The organism is Rhizobium sp. P1_B8 (assembly GCF_056406515.1).
Map to the genome: position 1 here is coordinate 163,705 of NZ_JBFTZZ010000012.1, position 20,308 is coordinate 184,012.

General features: G+C 61.2%; 18 protein-coding genes. 6 read left to right on the top strand and 12 right to left on the bottom strand.

What is annotated here, in order from left to right:
- Positions 1 to 176: 176 nt before the first annotated feature.
- Positions 177 to 1,283: a methyl-accepting chemotaxis protein gene (locus AC1D2N_RS16175; protein ID WP_032998518.1), complete on the bottom strand. Its 1,107-nt coding sequence runs from the start codon at positions 1,281 to 1,283 to the stop codon at positions 177 to 179.
- An 89-nt stretch (positions 1,284 to 1,372) separates the two neighbouring features.
- Positions 1,373 to 1,630 (bottom strand): hypothetical protein, encoded by a 258-nt coding sequence (locus AC1D2N_RS16180; protein WP_028733907.1) that lies wholly within the window; start codon positions 1,628 to 1,630, stop codon positions 1,373 to 1,375.
- On the opposite strand from AC1D2N_RS16180, the gene AC1D2N_RS16185 reads away from it, so the two are divergent.
- Positions 1,629 to 2,567: a DMT family transporter gene (locus tag AC1D2N_RS16185; protein ID WP_047619748.1), complete on the top strand. Its 939-nt coding sequence runs from the start codon at positions 1,629 to 1,631 to the stop codon at positions 2,565 to 2,567. The genes AC1D2N_RS16180 and AC1D2N_RS16185 overlap by 2 nt on opposite strands.
- A 244-nt stretch (positions 2,568 to 2,811) precedes the next feature.
- On the top strand, positions 2,812 to 3,684 hold the full coding sequence (locus AC1D2N_RS16190) for a hypothetical protein (RefSeq protein WP_130652085.1): 873 nt from the start codon (positions 2,812 to 2,814) through the stop codon (positions 3,682 to 3,684).
- 99 nt (positions 3,685 to 3,783) lie between these two features.
- On the opposite strand, the gene AC1D2N_RS16195 is transcribed toward AC1D2N_RS16190, so the two are convergent.
- From AC1D2N_RS16195 to AC1D2N_RS16220, 6 genes are all read right to left on the bottom strand, one after another.
- Positions 3,784 to 3,942: a hypothetical protein gene (locus tag AC1D2N_RS16195; RefSeq protein WP_017990856.1), complete on the bottom strand. Its 159-nt coding sequence runs from the start codon at positions 3,940 to 3,942 to the stop codon at positions 3,784 to 3,786.
- Positions 3,943 to 4,040: 98 nt separating this feature from the next.
- Positions 4,041 to 4,232 carry a hypothetical protein gene (locus AC1D2N_RS16200; protein ID WP_003546802.1) on the bottom strand — a complete coding sequence of 64 codons (192 nt, stop codon included), beginning with the start codon at positions 4,230 to 4,232 and terminating at the stop codon, positions 4,041 to 4,043.
- Positions 4,233 to 4,363: 131 nt separating this feature from the next.
- On the bottom strand, positions 4,364 to 5,266 hold the full coding sequence (locus AC1D2N_RS16205) for a uracil-DNA glycosylase (RefSeq protein ID WP_018446191.1): 903 nt from the start codon (positions 5,264 to 5,266) through the stop codon (positions 4,364 to 4,366).
- Positions 5,267 to 5,335: 69 nt separating this feature from the next.
- On the bottom strand, positions 5,336 to 6,628 hold the full coding sequence (locus tag AC1D2N_RS16210) for an Hsp70 family protein (RefSeq protein WP_018446190.1): 1,293 nt from the start codon (positions 6,626 to 6,628) through the stop codon (positions 5,336 to 5,338).
- 210 nt (positions 6,629 to 6,838) lie between these two features.
- On the bottom strand, positions 6,839 to 9,955 hold the full coding sequence (locus tag AC1D2N_RS16215; protein WP_477981582.1) for an efflux RND transporter permease subunit: 3,117 nt from the start codon (positions 9,953 to 9,955) through the stop codon (positions 6,839 to 6,841).
- A complete protein-coding gene (locus AC1D2N_RS16220; protein ID WP_130652087.1) occupies positions 9,952 to 11,247 on the bottom strand; it encodes an efflux RND transporter periplasmic adaptor subunit in 1,296 nt (431 codons plus the stop codon). The genes AC1D2N_RS16215 and AC1D2N_RS16220 overlap by 4 nt, the downstream gene beginning before the upstream one ends.
- A gap of 306 nt (positions 11,248 to 11,553) precedes the next feature.
- Here AC1D2N_RS16220 and AC1D2N_RS16225 point away from each other — a divergent pair, with 306 nt between their 5' ends.
- On the top strand, positions 11,554 to 12,432 hold the full coding sequence (locus AC1D2N_RS16225) for a phosphotransferase family protein (RefSeq protein ID WP_130652088.1): 879 nt from the start codon (positions 11,554 to 11,556) through the stop codon (positions 12,430 to 12,432).
- Positions 12,433 to 12,442: 10 nt separating this feature from the next.
- Here the strand turns inward: AC1D2N_RS16225 and AC1D2N_RS16230 are convergent, their stop codons facing one another.
- Positions 12,443 to 13,231: an SDR family oxidoreductase gene (locus AC1D2N_RS16230; RefSeq protein ID WP_018241329.1), complete on the bottom strand. Its 789-nt coding sequence runs from the start codon at positions 13,229 to 13,231 to the stop codon at positions 12,443 to 12,445.
- Positions 13,232 to 13,483: 252 nt separating this feature from the next.
- On the opposite strand from AC1D2N_RS16230, the gene AC1D2N_RS16235 reads away from it, so the two are divergent.
- Together AC1D2N_RS16235 and AC1D2N_RS16240 are read left to right on the top strand one after the other, a co-directional pair.
- On the top strand, positions 13,484 to 15,148 hold the full coding sequence (locus AC1D2N_RS16235; RefSeq protein WP_130652089.1) for an electron transfer flavoprotein-ubiquinone oxidoreductase: 1,665 nt from the start codon (positions 13,484 to 13,486) through the stop codon (positions 15,146 to 15,148).
- Positions 15,149 to 15,284: 136 nt separating this feature from the next.
- On the top strand, positions 15,285 to 15,899 hold the full coding sequence (locus tag AC1D2N_RS16240) for a L,D-transpeptidase (RefSeq protein ID WP_130652090.1): 615 nt from the start codon (positions 15,285 to 15,287) through the stop codon (positions 15,897 to 15,899).
- A gap of 96 nt (positions 15,900 to 15,995) precedes the next feature.
- Here the strand turns inward: AC1D2N_RS16240 and AC1D2N_RS16245 are convergent, their stop codons facing one another.
- Positions 15,996 to 16,901 (bottom strand): DMT family transporter, encoded by a 906-nt coding sequence (locus AC1D2N_RS16245; RefSeq protein ID WP_130652091.1) that lies wholly within the window; start codon positions 16,899 to 16,901, stop codon positions 15,996 to 15,998.
- A 96-nt stretch (positions 16,902 to 16,997) separates the two neighbouring features.
- Between AC1D2N_RS16245 and AC1D2N_RS16250 the strand changes: the two genes are divergently transcribed.
- The gene (locus AC1D2N_RS16250; protein WP_193444731.1) at positions 16,998 to 17,519 is read left to right on the top strand and encodes an Lrp/AsnC family transcriptional regulator; all 522 of its coding nucleotides are present in this window, start codon (positions 16,998 to 17,000) and stop codon (positions 17,517 to 17,519) included.
- 23 nt (positions 17,520 to 17,542) lie between these two features.
- Here the strand turns inward: AC1D2N_RS16250 and mgtE are convergent, their stop codons facing one another.
- Together mgtE and AC1D2N_RS16260 are read right to left on the bottom strand one after the other, a co-directional pair.
- Complete coding sequence (gene mgtE, locus AC1D2N_RS16255) at positions 17,543 to 18,916, bottom strand: magnesium transporter (protein ID WP_028734311.1); 1,374 nt, start codon at positions 18,914 to 18,916, stop codon at positions 17,543 to 17,545.
- 305 nt (positions 18,917 to 19,221) lie between these two features.
- Positions 19,222 to 20,235: a zinc-binding alcohol dehydrogenase family protein gene (locus AC1D2N_RS16260; RefSeq protein WP_130652092.1), complete on the bottom strand. Its 1,014-nt coding sequence runs from the start codon at positions 20,233 to 20,235 to the stop codon at positions 19,222 to 19,224.
- Positions 20,236 to 20,308: the final 73 nt, after the last annotated feature.

The window sequence follows — 20,308 nt, forward strand, 5'->3', positions numbered from 1 at the left end:
AGACCGTTATTGGACAACCGCGGAATACAGAGGCGGGCGCACTCTGCCATAAATTTTGCCGGGCATGATTACATTAAAGTCTGAACTAAACTTAAAGCAAATTGCCCGCGAACGCCAAGTTCGCGGGCAAAATATCTTATTGGCAACGGATGAACACGGCCATAAGGAGATGGACACTACTTCAGATTGAGTGCCGCCTTGATCGTCGCGTCGTTTTCCGTCTGTTGCACGACGACGCCGTACCAGCCGAGCCCGTCGTAATCCTCGTAGCCGAGGGTGCGCGCGAAGGCGACGATAGAGCCGTTATTGTCGTAGTAGCTGCCTTTCGCCTGGCCGGACGGGTTGGCGAGTGCGAAATGGGAAAAGAGCAAGGCGGGATTGGTGGTGGCGATGACCCGGCTCTTGCCGTCGAGCAGCATGACAGTCGTTCTTTCCGCCAACTGCGGCGGCAGGTTGGCCTCCTTCTCGACGATCGCCTGGCCCTGGTTCTGCCAGTCGAAATAGACGCCGAGCGTGCCGATCAGCCGCCCATCGAGCTTGCCCTCTTCGCGGATGCCTGTGGCGTAAACGAGCGCATGCCTGTTGTCGTGCAGCGGGCTCGCTTTGACGTCGTCGACGATATACGCGTCGCCGGAGGAGCAGGTCGACGCCGCCCGGAACCACGGATCGCCGGCAAGGCTCGTGCCTGCGATCTTGCGCTGGAACTTGGGATTGGCGGATGCGATCACCTTGCCCGAGAGATCGGTCATGACGAGATCGAGATAGACGGTGTAGAAGCGGTTGATGGCGCCGAGACGCTCCGCCGCAAAGGCGACGGTTTCCCGGCCCGGTTCCTGCAGTGCCTGCCAGAGTGCCGGGTCCGTCGCCCACCAGCGCACATCGGCCGTGCGTTCGAATAGGTTGCGGACGATGAGCTGCACCAGTGTCTGCGCCAGATCGGTGAGGCGAACGCCCTCCATCTCCTCGACCAGCGAATCCGCCATGGCGCGGCTGAGGCCGATGCGGCCAAGCACGTTGCTCTCGAACCTGCCGGTAATGTCGGTTGCGATCTGCGCCAGCCGCTGCACCTCGTTGGCAACGACGGCGAAGCCCTTTCCGGTTTCGCCGGCTCTGGCTGCCTCGATCAGCGCATTGATCGCCAGCAGCTTGATCTGCTTGACGATATTGGTGTTGTCGGCGCTGAAGCGCTCGAGATCGGTGCTGATGCCGTCCGTGACGACGCGCATGGACCGCGGTGTCGCATTCTGCGACTGGGCAATGGTTTCGGCGCTAAGCGGCTTCATCAAAAGGATCCTGGAAGGAGCGGGCAATTGTTTGTGTGGTGAAGAAAATTTCGAGATCAGCGATAAAAAACGATGCTTGCCTATGGTTTTCAATTGGTTAACGGCTGGCCCCGCGAGATGAACATTTTCGGGGTGAATGGCTCAAAACGAGAAATTTCAGAGCGGTGGCGCATAAGCAGCACGGTTGAGCCTGCCGCTGACGGCGTTTCTGTGATTCTCTGATGTTGCTTGCGGTTTTTTCGCCAATCGGTTTTTTCTTTCGCTACGATGGGAGACGTCACCCGCTGCGTTCCCGAGTCGAACGCGTCCCCCCGTTCCGCTTGAGCAGTATTAAGAGCCAGGATCATGCACTCGGTTCTCAGAAACCCGATGAGAGGCATTGCGCTGAAAGTCTCGTCGGTCGTGGTCTTCCTGGCCATGCAGACCTTCATCAAGCTGGCCGGCTCAGATATCCCGCCCGGTCAGGTCACCTTCTGCAGGTCGTTCTTCGCGCTCTTCCCGATCATGGCCTATCTCGCCTATAACAGACAGCTGCGCGCCGCCTTCTACACGGCCAACCCAATCGGTCACCTGAAGCGCGGCACGATCGGCATCTTGTCGATGGCTTTCGGTTTCTATGGCCTGCTGCATCTGCCGCTGCCGGAGGCGATCGCGCTCGGCTACGCGTTGCCGCTTGTCGCCGTCATCTTCGCTGCCGTTTTTCTCGGCGAGACCGTGCGCATCTATCGCTGGAGCGCCGTCCTGGTCGGCATCGTCGGCGTCGCCATCGTTTCCTGGCCGAAACTCACGCTGTTTCGCGACGGCGGCATGGAAGCAGAACAGGCCGTCGGCGCACTCTGCGTGCTGCTCTCGGCCGTTCTCGGCGGCATGGCGATGATCCAGGTGCGCCGCCTCGTCGAGGAAGAGAAGACGGCGACGATCGTGCTGTATTTCTCGATCACCGCCTCGGTCTTCTCGCTGGCTTCTGTTCCCTTCGGCTGGCTCATCCTGCCATGGCCGACAGCGCTCTATCTGATCGCCGCCGGTTTTTGCGGCGGCGTCGCGCAGATCCTGCTGACGGAAAGTTACCGCCATGCCGACGTCTCCACCATCGCGCCGTTCGAATATACGTCGATCCTGCTCGGCGGTATCGTCGCCTATTTTGTCTTCGGCGACGTGCCGAGCGTTACCATGCTGATTGGCACCGTCATCGTCATCGCCGCCGGCATCTTCATCATCTTTCGCGAGCATCAGTTGGGCATCGAGCAGAGAGAGGCGCGCAAGGCCACGACGCCGCAAGCCTGACGCGGCAAGCGTATGATATAGAAGGTTTTAACGCGGCGATTGCGGTGGCTTGAAACTTGCGCTCACGGGGTGAAAAGAATGGTGAATTCTTGGGATACCGCCGGCCTGTGGAATATGATTGTTGAACATGAGAGAGTATCATTTATTCCAAGCTGTGCATGTCTGAATGGCCGCTGATGCCGGAGGAGCTCTGGGTGTCGTTGCTCCGAACGCTGGCCGGCGAGCGGAGGTGGAGAAAAGCATAATGGCATTCACAGCGGAGCAATTGGTGGGGAACTCTTCCTTTCTGATGAGCATTCGCTTTTTAGCTGGGCAGATGCGCGGCATGTTCGATGCTGGTCCGCGGCTGGCGCGACTGCTCGCTTCGCATCAGCGCTGGCTTCTGACCCAGACTGCCTATGCCCTCCACCTGGAATATGATCCGCGCGACCCGACGTCGGGTTTCACCGCCGTGCGGTTGACCGGGCGCATCACCGCGCACAAGGTGGCGAGCCGCAACACCGTGCTCGCCTTCATCGAGGAACTCTATACCTACCGCTTCATAACCCACACGCCCGGCGACGAGCGGCGGCGGCCACGTCATTTCGAACCGGCCGACGTCAGCCATCAGGGGATGTTTGCCTGGATTTTCTCCAATCTCGGCGCGCTCGACCTGCTCGACGGCGGTGAAAGGGCAGTGTTTTTTCAGGCAAATCCAACACTGATGCGGCTCATTCAGCCGCGCATTGCCCGCCATTGCCTCGAAGATGCCGCCTGGCGCGAACCGCCGGAGCAGGTGGCGCTGTTCCTCTGGACGGAAGCCGGCGGCCTCGTCGTCGACAACTTCATCGCCCGGATGGATTTGGAAAGCAGCGAGCCGGGGAGGCTGTCTGTCGGCCGTGTCGAAACCCGTGCGCTCGCTGCCGATTTCATGATGTCGCGCACCCATCTGCAGCGGCTGCTGGCAAAAGCGGCGCAACGTGGCTGCGTCGGCTGGTATGACGAGCCGCGCAAGACGCACCTATGGATATCGCGGGATTTCGTCGAGGAATATTGCGCTTGGCAGGCGGTCAAGTTCGCCTATGTCGACGAAGCCTTCGAATGGGCGAAGGCCCAGATCGACGAAATGGCCATCTGATTAGAGCAATTCCAGCAAAAGTGCCCAGCGATTTTGCGTCCGGAATGCGCGAAAACAAGGAGATAGAGCATTTCCGTGACTCGGAAAAACGGAATTGCTCTAGAGAACGATCGCCGCTGTACCTGCGCCATTGCGCGTTCCGGCATCGGCCGGCTTGACCGAAAGCTCGCGCTCATATTCCCGCGCGGCGCAGACGGCAACGCGGATATGCTCGAATGTTTCGATGTTGCGCAGAAGCGATATCAGGATCGTCGACATGTTGGGGTACTCTTGATACGAAAGGCAGGCGAAGCGCCTACAGCGCTGCGCGTCTTTTTAAGACGCGCAAAGGAGGCCGCGACACGTTGAATTCCTGCTCAATATTGCTGGAAGTCCGAAAAAATGGCGTTCGGGCGCGCCGTACGGCTGTTGATGCCGGTGCCGCGGGCAATCATCTGTTCGTTCGTGGCAAAGCCGAAACGGCTGTAGCCTTGAGTGGAACGAACCTGGTCGCCGGCGAGGCGAAGGGTTTCAAACCCGCTATGGATAGGACGAAAACGCTTGTTCATGGCCTTGGTTCCTGTGATTCCTCCCAAGACACAGCTGATATTGCGACGCAACATAGATTCCGCAATGCATCACGACGGGATGCAGCCATGCGAAATTCGCATAGATCGATTCATAAATTATTCAACTTTGGCTAATTTCTAAGCAAAGAGAGGGACTTAAGCTTTGCTTGAAAGGCGAGTAGGTCATTCCAGGCCAGCCGCTTGTTTACAGGTGCGGTTAACAGATCCTGCGGATGCAGGCTGGCTATGGCAGGAATGACACAGTCCGCAACGCCAATCTCTTTCCAATGGCCGCGCAGGCCGTGAATCGTATCGCTTTCGCCGAAGAAAAAGCGCGCCGAAAAATTGCCCAGCAGCAGGATCGCCTTGGGTTCGGCAAGCGCGATCTGCCGCTCGATGAAGGGTCGGCAGATGTCCATTTCCGCCGCCGAGGGCGCACGATTGCCAGGTGGTCGCCAGGGGATGACCTGCGTCAACAGAATGGCTGAGCGCGTCAGCCCGATCGCCGTCAGCATCTTGTCGAACAGCTGGCCGGATTTTCCCGAGAAGGGCATGCCCTCGCGATCGTCTTCGGCGCTCGGCGCCGAGCCGATCACCATGATCCCGCTTTCGGCATTGCCGCTGGCAAAGATGGTCGAGCGTGCACTGTGCTTGAGGTTGCAGCCGTTGAAGGATTCGATCGCGGTCTTGAGCTCACTGAGCGATCGCGCGGTTTCGGCGACGAAGCGCGCCTGCTGCACCGCCTCGCCATCCGGGATCGCCGGTTGCGGGCTGGAAGATGCACGTTCGGCAGGCGCCGGGCGCGCCGCGGTATTCGGACGCGGCGGTGCCTGACCTGGGGCAGGGCGTTCCCCAGCGGCAGGACGTTGCTGCTGCGCCTGTGCCGCCGCCGGGCGGCGGGCGGCCTTCATCGCCTCGAACTCGGCGAAACGGTCGATAGCCTCTTCCTCCAGCAGCCATTCCACGCCGGCATCCGCATGGAAATGCAGAAGCGCTGCAAGCTCGGCGGGGGAGAGGTCGTTGGCGGAGATCATGGGGGCAAGCTTAGCGGAGTGACAGGGGCATTGAAAGGGTGGGCGGCAGATTGCCCGCCCTTGCCGGTGCTATTGCACAGTCCATTGCGCGATGTCCTCGCGTTCGCCGATCAGCGCCAGGCCGTGGGCGATCGACAACAGCTCGCCGCCGCTTTCGATCCGGTCGCGCTCGAAGCGTTCGGTGAAGATGCGGCGCACCGCCGGCACGAAGGAGGTGCCGCCGGTGAGGAACACCTTATCGATCTCCGCAGGCTTCGTCTCGGTCTTGTCGAGCACGTCGTCGAGCGCGCCTTCGATGCGGGCGAGATCATCGGCGATCCAGCCTTCGAAATCGCTGCGCTTGATGCTGCGATGCCCACCGCGACCAAGCGGCGCGAAATCGAAAGGCGCCTCCTCCGCGGCCGAGAGCGCCATCTTCGTCGCCGACACAGCCTGATAGAGCGGGTAGCCCTCGTCATGGTCGATGAGGTCGATGAAGATTTCGAGCTTTTCCGGTTCCAGGCTGGTGCGTACCAGCTTCTTCAGATCCTCGAATTCGCGTGTGGTCTTGAAGATCGACAGCTGGTTCCAGCGGCCGAAGCTGGAATAGTAGTTGGACGGCACTTCGAGAATCTTGTCGAAGCTCTTGAAATGGCTGCCTTTGCCGATCAGCGGTGCGACGATGTTGTCGATCATCCTGTAGTCGAAGTGATCGCCGGCGACGCCGACGCCGGAATGGCCGATCGGTGTTGCCGTCAGCTTGCCGGCAACGGTCTCGAAGCGGATCAGCGAATAGTCGGTCGTGCCGCCACCGAAATCGGCAACCAGTACGGTGGCATCCTGCTTCAGGTTCTGCGCGAAGTAGAAGGCAGCGGCGACCGGCTCATAGACATAGTGGATCTCGGGAAAACCGAAGCGCGACAGCGCCTCATTGTATCGTTCGGTCGCCAACGCCGGATCGGGGCTGGCGCCGGCAAAATGCACCGGCCGGCCGGTGACGATACGGCTGACATCAGAAGGCCAGTGGTCGCCGGCATAGTTGCGCAGGCGCCGCACGAAGACCTCCATCAGATCCTCGAAATTATGCCGTTTGGCGAAGATCAGCGTGCCCTGGAACAGCGCGCTTGCCGCAAAAGTCTTGATCGACTGCAGGAAGCGACATTCGCCGGGATTGTCGATGAATTGGCGGATCGCTGCATGGCCTGCCTCCACCTTCAGTGCTGACGCGCCGAGCTGGGCATCCTTCATGAAGGAAAGCGCCGTGCGCATGCTGTCGGCCGTACCCTCCGTGCTGGTGAACGCCATCGAGCGCGTCGCCCCGCCATCCGCCATGGCGAGAACCGTATTCGTCGTGCCGAAGTCGAAACCCAGCGCCTGAGCCATGCCCGCACCTCTTCATGCCGATTGTTATTGGAGACGGAGCATCGCTCCGCGAAAGGGCGTAAGCACGCCCCGGATTCAGGAGGGCGGGTGATGCCACAGAGGCGTGACACATTCAAGAGGAGCGGAAGTTGATGTGATCGCGGGCGCACTTCTTCTCCCGGTTGGAAGAAGAAGGGGTCAATCGGCAATGCCGAACTCAGAGGGCCGTCATCACTCGGCGGCCATTGCCCTTGCCTCCTGCACCTCCGGCTCCTCGACCTTCTTGTGGCCGATCAGGCGGCCGAGGAAGCTTCCGAAGCGGTCCATCTCGACGAAAATGACCGGGGTGATGAAGAGCGTCAGCATCTGCGAGACGATCAGGCCGCCGACGACGGCGATGCCGAGCGGCTGGCGCAGTTCGGAACTTGCGCCGGTGCCGAGCGCGATCGGCAAGGCGCCGAGCAGGGCACAGAAGGTCGTCATCATGATCGGTCGGAAGCGTCGCACGCAGGCTTCGTGGATCGCCACCGTCGCCTTTTCGCCGGTCGTGCGCATGGTCTCCACCGCCACGTCGATCATCATGATCGCGTTCTTCTTGACGATGCCGATCAGCATCAGCAGGCCGATAAGGGCGATGATCGACAGGTCGAAACCCATGATATCAAGCGCCAGCAGCGCACCGAATGCCGCGGCCGGCAGGCCGGACAGAATGGTGAGCGGGTGGATGAAGCTCTCGTAGAGTACGCCGAGCACGACATAGATGGTCAGCACCGCCGCAAGGATGAGGTATGGCGTATTGCCCTGAGACTGCTCGAAGATCTGCGCTGTACCGCCATAGGAGGTGAAAACGTCGGCCGGCATGCTCATTTCCGTCTTGATCTGGTCGATTGCCGCCGTCGCGTCGCTGAGCGAGACGCCTTCCGGCAGGTTGAAGGAAACGGTGGTCGAGACGAGCTGGCCCGTCTGGTTGATTGTTACAGGGCCGACCGTGCGCTCGACATGCGCGAAGTTTGAAAGCGGCACCAGGCTGCCATTGGCCGAGGCGACACGGATTTCCGAGAGCTTCTGGTCGTCCCAGGGCTTGCTCGTGTCGTATTCGACGATGACGTCGTAGCTATCGCCGGTAGACTGGATTTCCGCCGCTGCATATCCGCTGAAGGATTCCTGCAGCGTCGTGCGCAGCGTATCATTGTCGATCCCGTAGGCGGCTGCCCGCTCGGTATCGATGACGATATTGGCCTGCAGGGCGTTGTTCTGGGCATCCGAGGTCACGTCGGTGAACAGCCGGTCCTTACGCATCGCCGCCTGGATCTTGCCGGCCCACAGGTTGGTCTGATCAGCACTCAGCGCCTGCACCACCAGCTGATATTGGCTGGCCGTCTGGCGACCGCCGAAGCGCAGGCTCTGGTTCGGTGTCACGAAGGCCTGCAGGCCGGGGATCTTGTTGATCGCCGTGCGCAGCTCGCGCAGCGTCTGGTCAAGCGGCGCACGCTGGTCCTTGTCCTTGAGTTCGACGAACATCGAGCCGTTGTTCTGTGGCTTGTTGGGGTTGCCGCCGATCGTCGACATCACATGGTTGACCGCCGGGTTCGCCTTGACGACGGCTGCCGCCTGCTGCTGCAGCGCCTCCATGGCCGAATAGGAAATGTCTTGCCGGGCCTGCGTGCTGATCGTCAGGCGGCCGATATCCTCCTGTGGGAAGAAGCTTGTCGGCAGCGTCATGAAGAAATAGATCGTCAGTGCCACCGAGGCGAGGAAAACGCCGAGGATGGTGGGGCGGTGGCGAAGGCACCAGCCGACAGCCCTGTCATAGCCGCGCAGCGTCCGTTCGAAGCCGGCATCGAAGATGCGGATCATGAGCGGCGGGCGGCTCTGGTGGTTGGACAGACGCGAGGCGAGCATCGGCGTCACGGTCAGCGAGACGATTGCCGAAGAGATGATCGCAATCGCAACCACCATGCCGAATTCGTTGAACACGCGGCCGACAACGCCGCCCATCAGCAGGATCGGGATGAAGACCGCGATCAACGAAACCGACATGGAAATGATGGTGTAGCTGACTTCGCCCGCACCCTTGATCGCCGCTTCCCGCACCGGCATGCCATCCTCGACATGGCGCAGAATGTTCTCGAGCATGACGATGGCGTCATCCACCACGAGCCCCACCGCGAGCGTTAGTCCGAGCAGCGAGATGTTGTCGATACTGTAGCCGAGCACATACATCATGCCGAAGGTCGAGATCAGCGACAGCGGAACGGCAAGCCCGGGAATGATCGTTGCTGTCGCATGGCCGGTAAAGAGGTAGATGACGAGAACGACGAGGCCGATCGTTAGGAGCAGCGTGAACTTCACGTCGGAGATGGCATCGCGAATCGGCTTTGCGGCGTCATTCATGACGACCGTGTTGACGGAAGGCGGGATTTCGGCGTGAAGCTGCGGCAGCTTGGCGTTGATCGCATCGACGACATCGACCGTGTTGGCATCCGGCTGGCGCTGGATGGCGAGGATGATGCCGCGTTGGCCGTCATACCAGCTGCCGGTATATTGGTTCTCAACACTGTCTTGCACATCGGCAATATCGCCGAGGTGGATCGGCGCGCCGTTCGGATTGGCAATGACGAGCGAACGGAATTGTTCGGCGCTGGTGCGCTGCGTGTTCGCCGTGATGGTCATGCTCTGCGAATTGTTCTGCAGCGATCCCACAGGCTGCTGGCTGTTGGCGGCAGCAAGCGCCTTGTTCACGGTGTCGATGCCGATGCCGCGGGTCAAAAGCTTATTGGGATCGACCTCGACGCGCACGGCATAGGTCTGCGCACCGTAGACGCTGACCTGGGCAACGCCGGGAAGCGTCGAAAGCGACGGCGAGATGATGTTCTCGGCGATGTCGTCAAGCTTGCTGCGCGGCATGGTGTTGCTCTGCACCGAGAGCAGCATGACAGGCGCATCGGCCGGGTTCGTCTTGCGATAACTCGGCGGCGTCGTCAGATTGTCGGGCAGTTGCCGGGTGGCATGTGAAATCGCGGCCTGCACGTCGGCTGCGGCCGCATCGATATTACGACTGAGGTCGAACTGCAGCACGATGCTGGTGCTGCCGAGCGAACTGGAGGCGCTGATTTCGGTGATCCCGGGAATGGTCTCGAACTGCTTGATCAGCGGCGTCGAAACCGAGGTCGCCATCGTCTGCGGCGAGGCGCCGCTCAACTGTGCCGAAACGTTGATGGTGGGAAAGTCGACCTGCGGTAGCGCTGCGACGGGTACGAGCTGATAACCGACAAGACCGGCCAGAATGACGCCGATCGCAAGCAGCGTCGTCGCGACGGGGCGCTGGATACAGAAATTCGGGATCATTGCTGAGCTCCCACCGCGATCGTCTCGGATGGCTGCTGTTGCCGAGGCTCTTCGGCGGAGGCGACATCAAGCGTCTTTTCATCGAACTGCTCGTTGATCGCCTGCTGGTCGCTGAGCTGGCCCTGGCCCTCGACGACGACGTGATCGCCTGCCTGAAGGCCCGATTCTATGGCGGTGAAGCCGCCGTTCGCGCGGGCAACGGTGACGGCCGTCAGATGCGATTTGCCGTCCTTGGCGACGAAGGCGAAGAAACCCTCCGGACCAGGGCTGACGGCAACCGTCGGCACCACCACTTGCTGTTGGTCATTGTTGAAATGCACGACGATGTTGACCGACTGGCCTGGCCAGAGCGCGCCGGAGGCATTCTCGAATTTCGCCTTGGCGAGGATCGTGCCCGAGGCCGTATCGACCGTGTTGTCGTAGAAGCTGATTTCGCCCTTTCGCACTTGCCCCTTGGTGGAATTGGGGGCGGTGCTGACCTCGACCGGACCGGCTGCCAAGGCGCTCTTCAGCTCCCTGAGATAGCGTTCCTGCAGGTGGAATTTCACGTAGATCGGATCGTATTTCGCAATAGTGACGATTGCCGCGCCGGCACTGAGGAAAGCGCCCTTGCTGACAGCGATATCGCCGAGCCGGCCGTCGAAGGGAGCGCGGATGTCGGTGTGCTCGAGCAAGATCTGATCGGAGGCCAGTGACGCCTTGTCGGCGTCGACCGTGGCTGCAGCGGTATCACGGGCGGCGACCGCCTGGTCGAGGCTCTGCTGGGTGCCGGCCTTCTGATCGAAGAGGTCCTGCGCGCGCGTCAATGCGGTTTCGGCTTCCGAAAGGGTTGCCGTGTCGCGCACGATCATCGCATTGTCCTTGTCGACGGTCGCCTTGGCCGTCCGATCGTCCAGCTTGGCGATCAGGTCCCCGGCTTTGACGGTCGCCCCATCCTGCGCATTGATGCTGACGATCAGGCCCTGTTCCTGTGCGGCAATGGTCGTATTGTCATCGGCATCGGCCCAGCCGGACGCCGTCACATCCATCGGCAGCGTCGTCTTCACGGCCGCGACTGTTTTGACGACGGTCGGGCCGCCACCACCGCGTCTGCGCCCGCCGCCCTGATGTTGCCCGCCATCTTGCCCCTGATCTGCCTGTGCCTGCTGCCCGCCGCCATTGCCGGTTTCCGGCTGCTTGATGAACTGCGAGAGGTAGGGAATGCGAGAGGCATAAGGGACCCGATTCCCGAATTGCCAGACGCCGACGGCGGCAACGGCGATAACGCTGATGGTGATCCAAAATTTCTTCATGGGCGATACCGGTCTTTGGGCAAGGTTGCGGGGGCAAGGTTGCGAATTTTATGCCTCGATTGAGCCACTTATATTGCGGCGCAAAAAAGACATAATTCCCGGGTCGTGATCACTAAGTGGTTATAACGGCTTAAATTTTTGTAATGAATATTCCGTAATATTCAAACTAGACTAATATAATCCCAGTGTAACCCGATGCCGTTTGACGGCGGAGGGCAGGCGGCTCGCGACAAGACCATGTCGATCCGTGCGCCGTCATTTGCCCCCCGCGAAGAACGCGGAAAAAACCAGAGAAGGCAGGTCGTCATGACCGAGTTGGACGCCAGCGAATTTCGTTCTCTCATCATAAGTGTGTTTCCTGAACTCACGGCCTCCGTCTTCAAGCTGGCGGCGAAGGGCTGGGATTCGATGGCGGTCGACGTTGACGATACGCTGATCTTCAAGTTTCCTCGCAATCTCGGCGCGGAAAGAGCGCTGCAGAAGGAAGCCGCCTTGCTCGACATCGTTCGGCCGTCGTTGTCGATGGCGGTTCCAGACATGCGCATTCATGACGGGCCGCCGATCTTCTCCAGCCATGCCAAGCTCGACGGCGAACATCTCATCGCCGAAGATTACGATGCGCTTGGCGAAGGCGATCGTCAGCATCTCGCCGAAGATCTCGCCCGCTTTTACGCCGAGTTGCACGTGCTCGATGCCGATCGCCTGCGCTCGGCCGGTGCCGGCGCGATCCAGCCATGGCAATCGCCGGAGACGGTGCGAACGAGGGCTTTGCCGCTGCTGCCGCCTGACATCAAGAGCTTTGCCCAGGCCATCATTTCCGATTTCGAAGCCTTGCCGCCCGATCCTTACGGCAGCATCTACGGCTTCTTCGATGGTCATGGCTGGAACATGGCCTTCGACCATGCGCAAAAGCGGCTGAATGGCATTTATGATTTTGGCGATTCAGGCTTTGGCCCGTTGCACCAGGAATTCATCTATTCGAACTTCATCTCGCCCGATCTGACCGCCCGCATCGTATCGGCCTATGAAATGCTGACTGGACGCAGGCTCGACCGGCGGCGTATTGCGATCCTGACGGGTTTCCATCGTCTTTCCGAGCTCGCCGACTTTGCGGAAGATCCGGCTTACGTCGAACAGATGATCCGAAGTGCCGCGGCATGGGCGGCGGCGGCCCGTGTCGGCTGAGAGGGAATGGTCAGACGGACCGCGCCGCGCCGCCGTCGCAGCGGATGAGCGAGCCGGTGATGTAGCTTGCCGGCTGGCTGCATAGGAAGGCAGCGGTTGCGGCAAATTCCTCGACCCTGCCGTAGCGGCCGACCGGAATGCGCGCTTCCTTGTCGGTACGGATCTCCTCGAGGCTCTTGCCAGTCCGCTTTGCCGCAGCCCCATCGAGATCGTCGAGCCGCGCCGTCAGGATACTGCCCGGCAGGAGCAGGTTGGTGGTGACGCCGAAGCTCGCCACTTCGGAGGCAAGCGTCTTGCTCCACCCGGCAAGGGCCGGGCGCAGCGTATTCGACAGCGCCAGATTGGCAATCGGTTCGATCACGCCGGATGAGGCAACCGTGAGGATGCGGCCCCAGCCCTGCGCCTTCATGCCGGGCAGCAGCGCATTGGTGAGCGTGATCACCCGAGCGACCATGGAGAGGAAATAGCTTTCGAGCTTTTCGCCCGTCATGTCCTCCGTCGTGCCGGGCGTCGGTCCGCCGGTATTGTTGACGAGGATATCGAGCCCGCCGAACTTCTCCTTCACCGCCGTCGTCGTCATTTCGACGAAGCGTTCGTCCCCGAGATCGGCCCAGATCCAGTCGGCCCGGCCTTTGCCTTCGCTATTGATCGCCTTGCAATTGGCGTCCAGCTGTTCGCCGCTGCGCCCGCAGAGCAGCACGTTTGCGCCTTCCCGCGCCAGCGCCACGGCGATGCCGAGGCCGAGGCCGCGCGAAGAGGCGAGGACGAGTGCCCGTTTGCCCTTGATGCCGAGATCCATGATTGTCCTCCGATATGTCAGAGCGATGTATAAGGCGCAAGCAGCGGAAAAGGAAAGGGAATGTGACCGGTTCGGCAGCGTTTGATAATTGACGTTGACGTAAACGTTATGTAATTCTGCCTCACGAGACGTCATCATTGTGCGAATTGGAAGATTGGCTGTCGTATCCCGGCTCGACAATGCTTTCTCGTTTTGACAAGAAAGTGCCATGACGGGGATGACGGCCGCGTGCCGCCAAGCGGAGACGAGTGAATGACCGAGACGACTGAGCTGCCCGAACGCGAGAGCATGGAATTCGACGTGGTGATCGTCGGCGCCGGTCCTGCCGGTCTTGCGGCGGCGATCCGGTTGAAGCAGGTCAATCCGGAGCTGTCGGTCGTCGTGCTGGAGAAGGGCGCGGAAGTTGGCGCGCATATCCTCTCGGGCGCCGTGGTCGACCCGATCGGCATCGACCGGCTGTTGCCCGGCTGGCGCGACGAGGCCGATCATCCGTTCAAGACCAAGGTCACATCAGATCACTTCCTGCTGCTTGGCCCGGCCGGCTCTGTTCGCCTGCCGAATGTGCTGATGCCGCCCCTGATGAACAATCACGGCAACTACATCGTCTCGCTTGGGCTCGTCTGTCGCTGGCTGGCGACCAAGGCCGAAGAACTCGGCGTCGAGATCTATCCGGGTTTTGCCGCAGTAGAAGTGCTCTACAATGACGAGGGTGCGGTGACCGGGGTCGCCACCGGCGACATGGGCATCGAGAAGAACGGCGAACCTGGGCCGAACTATACCCGCGGCATGGAACTGCTCGGCAAATATGTGCTGATCGGCGAGGGTGTGCGCGGCTCGCTCGCCAAGCAGCTGATTGCCAAGTTCGATCTGCAGAAAGACCGTGAACCACAAAAGTTCGGCATCGGCATCAAGGAGCTCTGGCAGGTGAAGTCCGAGAACCACAGGCCGGGCCTGGTGCAGCACTCCTTCGGCTGGCCGCTCGGCATGAAGACCGGCGGCGGCTCCTTCCTCTATCACCTGGAAGACAATCTGGTGGCGGTCGGCTTCGTCGTCCACCTCAATTACAAGAACCCCTATCTCTATCCCTTCGAGGAATTCCAGCGCTTCAAGACCCATCCAGCGATCCGCACCACCTTCGAGGGCGGCAAGCGGCTGTCTTATGGCGCTCGCGCCATCACCGAGGGCGGCTACCAGTCGGTGCCGAAGCTTTCCTTCCCCGGCGGCGCGCTGATCGGCTGTTCGGCCGGTCTCGTCAACGTGCCGCGCATCAAGGGCAGCCACAACGCGGTGCTGTCGGGCATGCTGGCGGCCGAGAAGATCGCCGCCGCGATTATATCAGGCCGCAGCCATGACGAAGTGACCGAGATCGAGACTGAATGGCGCAAGGGCGACATCGGCAAGGATTTGAAACGCGTCCGCAACGTCAAGCCGCTATGGTCGAAGTTCGGCACCGCACTTGGCGTAGCGCTCGGCGGCTTCGACATGTGGACCAACACGCTGTTCGGCCTTTCCGTCTTCGGCACGCTGAAACATGGCAAGACCGATGCGCAGTCGCTCGAACCTGCCTCGATGCACAAGCCGATCGCCTATCCGAAACCCGATGGCGTCCTGACCTTCGACCGGCTGTCCTCGGTGTTCCTGTCGAACACCAATCACGAGGAGGACCAGCCGGTGCATCTGCAGGTCAAGGACATGGCGCTGCAGAAGAGTTCGGAACACGACATCTATGCCGGCCCGTCGACGCGCTACTGTCCGGCCGGCGTTTATGAATGGGTGGAAAAGGATGGCAAGGACGTCTTCGTCATCAACGCCCAGAACTGCGTGCACTGCAAGACCTGCGACATCAAGGACCCCAACCAGAACATCAACTGGGTGCCGCCGCAGGGCGGCGAGGGGCCGGTCTATCCGAATATGTGAGGCGGCTTGTCCTCGCGGCCGACAATTTTCACGTGCTGACGCCTTCGTGATCGCCTTCTGCCGGAGGCTATTAGCCGTTCGTTAACCATAATTTCCTTAGCTTGCGACATCGTGTTGACGCACTAAGGACACATTCATGACGATCTCCCGCCGGGGCTTCCTGATCGCCCTGCCGCTTTTCGTGGCCGGCTGCTCTTCGACCGGTCTGAACAGCCAGACCAATTATGCTGCACTTCCGGACGAAAAATTCCCGTTGAAGCAGGTGCCGATCGACAAGATCAAGCCGGAGCTCCGCCGCCAGGAAGTGGCCTACGAAACCACCCATGCTGCCGGCACCGTGATCGTCGATACACCCGCGCGCCGCGCCTATTACGTCCTCGGCGGGGGCAGGGCGATGCGTTATGGTGTCGGTGTCGGTCGCGAGGGGCTGGCCTTTGCAGGTAACGCCTATATCGGCCGCAAGGCCGAGTGGCCGAGCTGGACGCCCACCGAAAACATGCAGCGCCATGAAGAGCGCTATCGCAAGCTTGCCGGCGGCATGCCGGGCGGCCCGAACAACCCGCTCGGTGCGCGGGCCATGTATCTCTTTCGCGGCGGCAACGACACCCATTTTCGCATTCATGGCACCAACCAGCCGCAATCGATTGGTCTGGCCATGTCGAGCGGCTGTGTCCGCATGATGAACCACGACGTGATCGACCTCTATAGCCGCGTCGAGGTCGGCGCCAGGGTCGTCGTCATCCAGGCCTGACTTGGCCGTTCGAAGCTCGGTAAGGACGCCGTCTCCATTGAAAAAGCCGCCGCAGCGATGGCTGCAGGCGGCTTCATCTGCCGTTGGTGTTGGATTTCAGCGGCGCGGTGCCGCAATACCCGTCGAAAGCGCCACGCCGATGCCGGTGATCACGGCGGCGCTGATTTCCGTCATGCCGATGGCTTCGCCAAGCAGCAAGCCGCCGCCAAGCGTTGCGAGCACCGGCGTCAGCGCCGTGAAGGCGGCGGCCTGTGTTCCCCCGAGTGTTCTGACGGCGGTGCCGTAGGCGACCATGGCGACGAGGCCGGAAAGAACGCCCTGGCTCAGCACCTGCAGGCCGATCTCCTGAAGAGGAACCTGTGGCAGCGAGATGCCGAAGATGAGGGCGAGCGCGCCCATGATCAGGAAGGACCAGACGGCGATCAAGGCGCTCGCCTGCACGGCGGTCAGGCCCGAGCGGCGGAAGGCATGCGTATAGCTTGCCCAGAGAACGGCGCCGGCCGGCAACAGCACGAAGCTCGTCCATGGCAGCGAGGCGTCCGCAAGGCTGCGCGTGAGCAGGATCAGCACGCCGGCGACGATCGCAACGAGCCCAGCGATGCAGGTGCTGTCGGGTCTTTCGCGAAACAGCATAATGCCGATCAGCGCCGCGGCAAGCGGCATGGAGCCGCCGAGCAGGATCCCTGAGGAGGCGGCCGGCGTCGAGTGGATTGCCAGCGTCGTCAGCAGGAAGAAGACGGCGCCGGAGCCTGATACCATGATTGCCAGCAGGTGAAGTGGCATGGCCTTCGGCAGCAGCCCCGTCTTCAGCCAGACGGGTGAAAGCACCAGCGCCGGAATTCCGAAGCGGATCAGCCCAATGTCGATCGAGCCGAGCGGCGTTGCTGCGCTATGGCGGGTGACAAGAAACCATGTCGCCCAGATCAGCACGGTAATAGTGCCGCCGGCATAACCCAGTACCTGCGACGGCGACTTGTCGTTCGTGAAAGCAATGGTGGTCATCGTCCTGTCCTTTCTTTCATCCGGAGCCTGTCCGGTTGAAGAGAAGACTAGCGCCAGAGGTCAGGGCATGTCCTTGCTATCTCTAGCTCAAAAATCATGTTATGCGCAATCTTCTGCCAATTGATGCCAGCAGGGATCATGAAAATGCCAAATCTCGATAAATTCGATATCGCCATCCTGAAGTGCCTGCAGGAGGATGCGCGGGCCACCAATGTCGAGATCGCCGAGAAGGTGAACCTTTCGCCGTCGCCCTGCCTGCGCCGCATCCGCAATCTCGAACGCTCCGGGATCATCCGCGGTTACACCGCGGATATCGATCGCAAGGAAGTCGGTCTCGGCCTCACCGTCTTCGTCGAATTCAAGGTCGTCCAGCACAGCCGCGAAAATTCCGAGGCGCAGCAGAAGGCTCTGCTCGCCATCCCCGAGATCGTCTCCTGCTTCCTGATTTCAGGCACGGCCGATTTCCTTGCAGAAGTGGTGGTGGAGGATCTCGCCGCCTACGAACGGCTTCTGACCGAAACGCTGTTGACCTTGCCGAATGTCAGCGACATCCGCTCGAATTTCGCCATCCGCAGCATCAAGACGCACGGGCCGCTGAAACTGCCCGAGGGAAAATAATTCCCCTCGGGCATGCTTGCAGGTTAGAGCAGCGTCCCGCTGAGGATGAGCAGCGCCACCGAGAAGTAGATGACGAGCCCGGTGACATCGACCAGCGTGGCGACAAAAGGGGCCGAGGCGCTGGCCGGATCGAGCCGGAGCTTCTGCAGCACGAAGGGCAGCATCGATCCGCAGATCGAGCCGAAGGTGACGATCCCGATCAGGGCGGCAAACACCGTGACGGCGACCATCTGCCAGTGCGGGCCGTAATCGTAGAGCCCGGCCGACTGCCAGAAGACGATGCGGACGAAGCCGACGAGGCCGAGGATCGCGCCGAGCACGACGCCGGTCGGCAGTTCGCGCAAAAGCACCTTCCACCAGTCCGAAAGCTTCAGCTCGCCGAGCGCCAGCGCCCGGATGATCAGCGAGGTTGCCTGCGAACCGGAATTGCCGCCCGAGCTCATGATCAGCGGGATGAACAACGTCAGCACCACGGCCTTTTCCAGCTCGCCTTCGAAATGCTGCATGGCGCTTGCCGTCAGCATCTCGCCGAGGAACAGGGCTGCGAGCCAGCCGGCGCGCTTGCGGATCATGCCAGCGAAGCTGATCTTCATGTAGGGCTGGCCGAGCGCCTCCATGCCGCCGAACCTCTGGGCCGCTTCCGTCGTGTCCGATATCATCGTGTCGATCACGTCGTCGACGGTGACGATGCCGAGCATCTGCCCATGTTCGTCGGTGACGGGCAGGGCGAGCAGGTCGTGCTTGCGGATCAGCCGGGCGACATCCTCCTGCTTCATCAGCGGATCCGCCGAAACCGGCGCGCCCTTCTGTGCCACCGAGAGGATCGAAGCGTCCGGCTCGCCGGTGATGAGGCGACGCAGCGTCACCACATGCAGCAGCGCATGGCTGACCTCGTCCAGCACATAGATGGCGTAGACGGTCTCGCGCGAACGTTCGACCTGGCGCACATGGTCGAGTGTGCGGGCGACGGTCCAGCTATCAGGCACGCTGACGAACTCCGTCGTCATGATGCCGCCGGCCGTGCGCGGCGGATAGCCCATCAGGTGCTGGATCGCGATGCGCACCGGTTCGTCGAGGCTGGAGAACAGCCGGGCGCGAGTCTCGCCGTCGAGTTCAAGCAGCACGTCAGCGACGCGGTCGTTGGACATGCCGTGCAGCAGCCGTGCGGCGTCCTCGGCGCTGATCAGCGCAAGAATCTGTGCGGCGTTGCGAAGCTCCGGCCGGTCGAGAATGTTGACCGCATAGTCGAGCGGCATGCCGCATAGAACACGCCCGGCGTCCTGGACGCTCAGCGCGTTCAACGCTTCGACGCGTTCTGCGATCGTTGCGCCGCGGCTGTTGTTGATGAAGGCACGGGCGGCATGGCCTGCCCGAAGAGGGAAGCGGTTGATATTCATTTGAGGCTCGCCTTTCCGTCGATCCGCCGTAGCGTCCGATCGGGCGAGCCGACAGGAGTCGGTCAGCGCACGAGGGTCGCGTACGGCAAGGGCAATCGACTGCTACTGTCGCTTGGCATCGTTATGATGGCTCCGTTGAAATCCGTGGCTGACGAGTGTCGTCCACGTGAGTGCTAGGTGGTCCCGAACGCGGAAAAAGTCAAGCGGGGTAAATGCTTAACGCCAGAATGTCGCACCCTGCGATGCGGCATTCCAGGCGGGTTTATACGACCTTGCGGGAAATACCGCGCCTGCTGGCTGGAATCTCAGAATCCTGCAAGCACAGCCTTGCCCTTCATCCTGCCGCTTTCGACCATGGCATGCGCCGTCTTGAGGTTTGCCGCATTGATTGGCCCGACGATCTCTGAAAGCGTCGTGCGGATCTTTCCGCCGTCGACGAGCTCGGAAACCCTGTTCAACAGCTTGTGCTGCTCGATCATGTCAGGCGTGCCGTAGAGCGGGCGGGTGAACATCAACTCCCAATGAACTGAGACGGCCTTTCGCTTGAAGGGCACGATGTCGAGCGTCTTCGGATCGTCGATCAATGCGAAGCGGCCCTGCGGCGCAATCGCTTCGACGATGTCGCCAATATGGCTGTCGGTATTGGTGGTCGAGAATATGAATCCCGGCGCGCCGATGCCGAGCGCTGCCACCTGCGGCGCGATCGGTTTGGAATGGTCGACGACGTGATGCGCGCCGAGTTCCTTCACCCAGTCCTGCGTCTCCGGCCGCGAGGCCGTGGCGATCACCGTCAGATCGGTCAATACTCGGGCGATCTGAATGGCGATCGAGCCGACGCCGCCAGCGCCGCCGATGATCAGGATGGAGCGTCCCGCTCCTGAAACCGCGTCCTGCACCTTTAGCCGGTCGAACAGTGCTTCGTAGGCCGTAATCGAGGTCAGCGGCAGAGCGGCCGCAGCAGCGAAATCGAGGCTCTTCGGTTTGGTGCCGACGATGCGCTCGTCGACGAGATGGAATTCGGCATTGCTGCCCGGGCGGCTGATGACCCCGGAGTAGAACACCTCGTCGCCAGGCTTGAACAGGGTGACATCAGCGCCGATGGCCTTGACGATGCCGGCGGCATCCCAGCCGAGCACCTTCAGTTCGTCCGCGGGCGGTGCGGAATGGGCGCGCACCTTCACGTCGACGGGATTGACCGAAACGGCTTTGATCTCGACGAGCAGATCGTGGCCCCTAGCCTCCGGCATCGGCAGCTCGACATCGATCAGCGAGGTCTCGGCGGAGATCGGTTGGGGCGTTTTATAGGCGACGGCGCGCATGGGAAACTCCTGTGTTCGTTGCACGGAAGCTAGATGCGCACTATGGTCTGACAACGCAAGAATGCACAAATTC

What these genes read in the sequence shown, in the direction of transcription:
- AC1D2N_RS16175 (WP_032998518.1), bottom strand. Translation starts at nt 1,283, where the DNA reads ATGAAGCCGCTTAGCGCCGAAACCATTGCCCAGTCGCAGAATGCGACA.
- AC1D2N_RS16185 (WP_047619748.1), top strand. Translation starts at nt 1,629, where the DNA reads ATGCACTCGGTTCTCAGAAACCCGATGAGAGGCATTGCGCTGAAAGTC.
- AC1D2N_RS16180 (WP_028733907.1), bottom strand. Translation starts at nt 1,630, where the DNA reads ATGATCCTGGCTCTTAATACTGCTCAAGCGGAACGGGGGGACGCGTTC.
- AC1D2N_RS16190 (WP_130652085.1), top strand. Translation starts at nt 2,812, where the DNA reads ATGGCATTCACAGCGGAGCAATTGGTGGGGAACTCTTCCTTTCTGATG.
- AC1D2N_RS16195 (WP_017990856.1), bottom strand. Translation starts at nt 3,942, where the DNA reads ATGTCGACGATCCTGATATCGCTTCTGCGCAACATCGAAACATTCGAG.
- AC1D2N_RS16200 (WP_003546802.1), bottom strand. Translation starts at nt 4,232, where the DNA reads ATGAACAAGCGTTTTCGTCCTATCCATAGCGGGTTTGAAACCCTTCGC.
- AC1D2N_RS16205 (WP_018446191.1), bottom strand. Translation starts at nt 5,266, where the DNA reads ATGATCTCCGCCAACGACCTCTCCCCCGCCGAGCTTGCAGCGCTTCTG.
- AC1D2N_RS16210 (WP_018446190.1), bottom strand. Translation starts at nt 6,628, where the DNA reads ATGGCTCAGGCGCTGGGTTTCGACTTCGGCACGACGAATACGGTTCTC.
- AC1D2N_RS16215 (WP_477981582.1), bottom strand. Translation starts at nt 9,955, where the DNA reads ATGATCCCGAATTTCTGTATCCAGCGCCCCGTCGCGACGACGCTGCTT.
- AC1D2N_RS16220 (WP_130652087.1), bottom strand. Translation starts at nt 11,247, where the DNA reads ATGAAGAAATTTTGGATCACCATCAGCGTTATCGCCGTTGCCGCCGTC.
- AC1D2N_RS16225 (WP_130652088.1), top strand. Translation starts at nt 11,554, where the DNA reads ATGACCGAGTTGGACGCCAGCGAATTTCGTTCTCTCATCATAAGTGTG.
- AC1D2N_RS16230 (WP_018241329.1), bottom strand. Translation starts at nt 13,231, where the DNA reads ATGGATCTCGGCATCAAGGGCAAACGGGCACTCGTCCTCGCCTCTTCG.
- AC1D2N_RS16235 (WP_130652089.1), top strand. Translation starts at nt 13,484, where the DNA reads ATGACCGAGACGACTGAGCTGCCCGAACGCGAGAGCATGGAATTCGAC.
- AC1D2N_RS16240 (WP_130652090.1), top strand. Translation starts at nt 15,285, where the DNA reads ATGACGATCTCCCGCCGGGGCTTCCTGATCGCCCTGCCGCTTTTCGTG.
- AC1D2N_RS16245 (WP_130652091.1), bottom strand. Translation starts at nt 16,901, where the DNA reads ATGACCACCATTGCTTTCACGAACGACAAGTCGCCGTCGCAGGTACTG.
- AC1D2N_RS16250 (WP_193444731.1), top strand. Translation starts at nt 16,998, where the DNA reads ATGTTATGCGCAATCTTCTGCCAATTGATGCCAGCAGGGATCATGAAA.
- mgtE (WP_028734311.1), bottom strand. Translation starts at nt 18,916, where the DNA reads ATGAATATCAACCGCTTCCCTCTTCGGGCAGGCCATGCCGCCCGTGCC.
- AC1D2N_RS16260 (WP_130652092.1), bottom strand. Translation starts at nt 20,235, where the DNA reads ATGCGCGCCGTCGCCTATAAAACGCCCCAACCGATCTCCGCCGAGACC.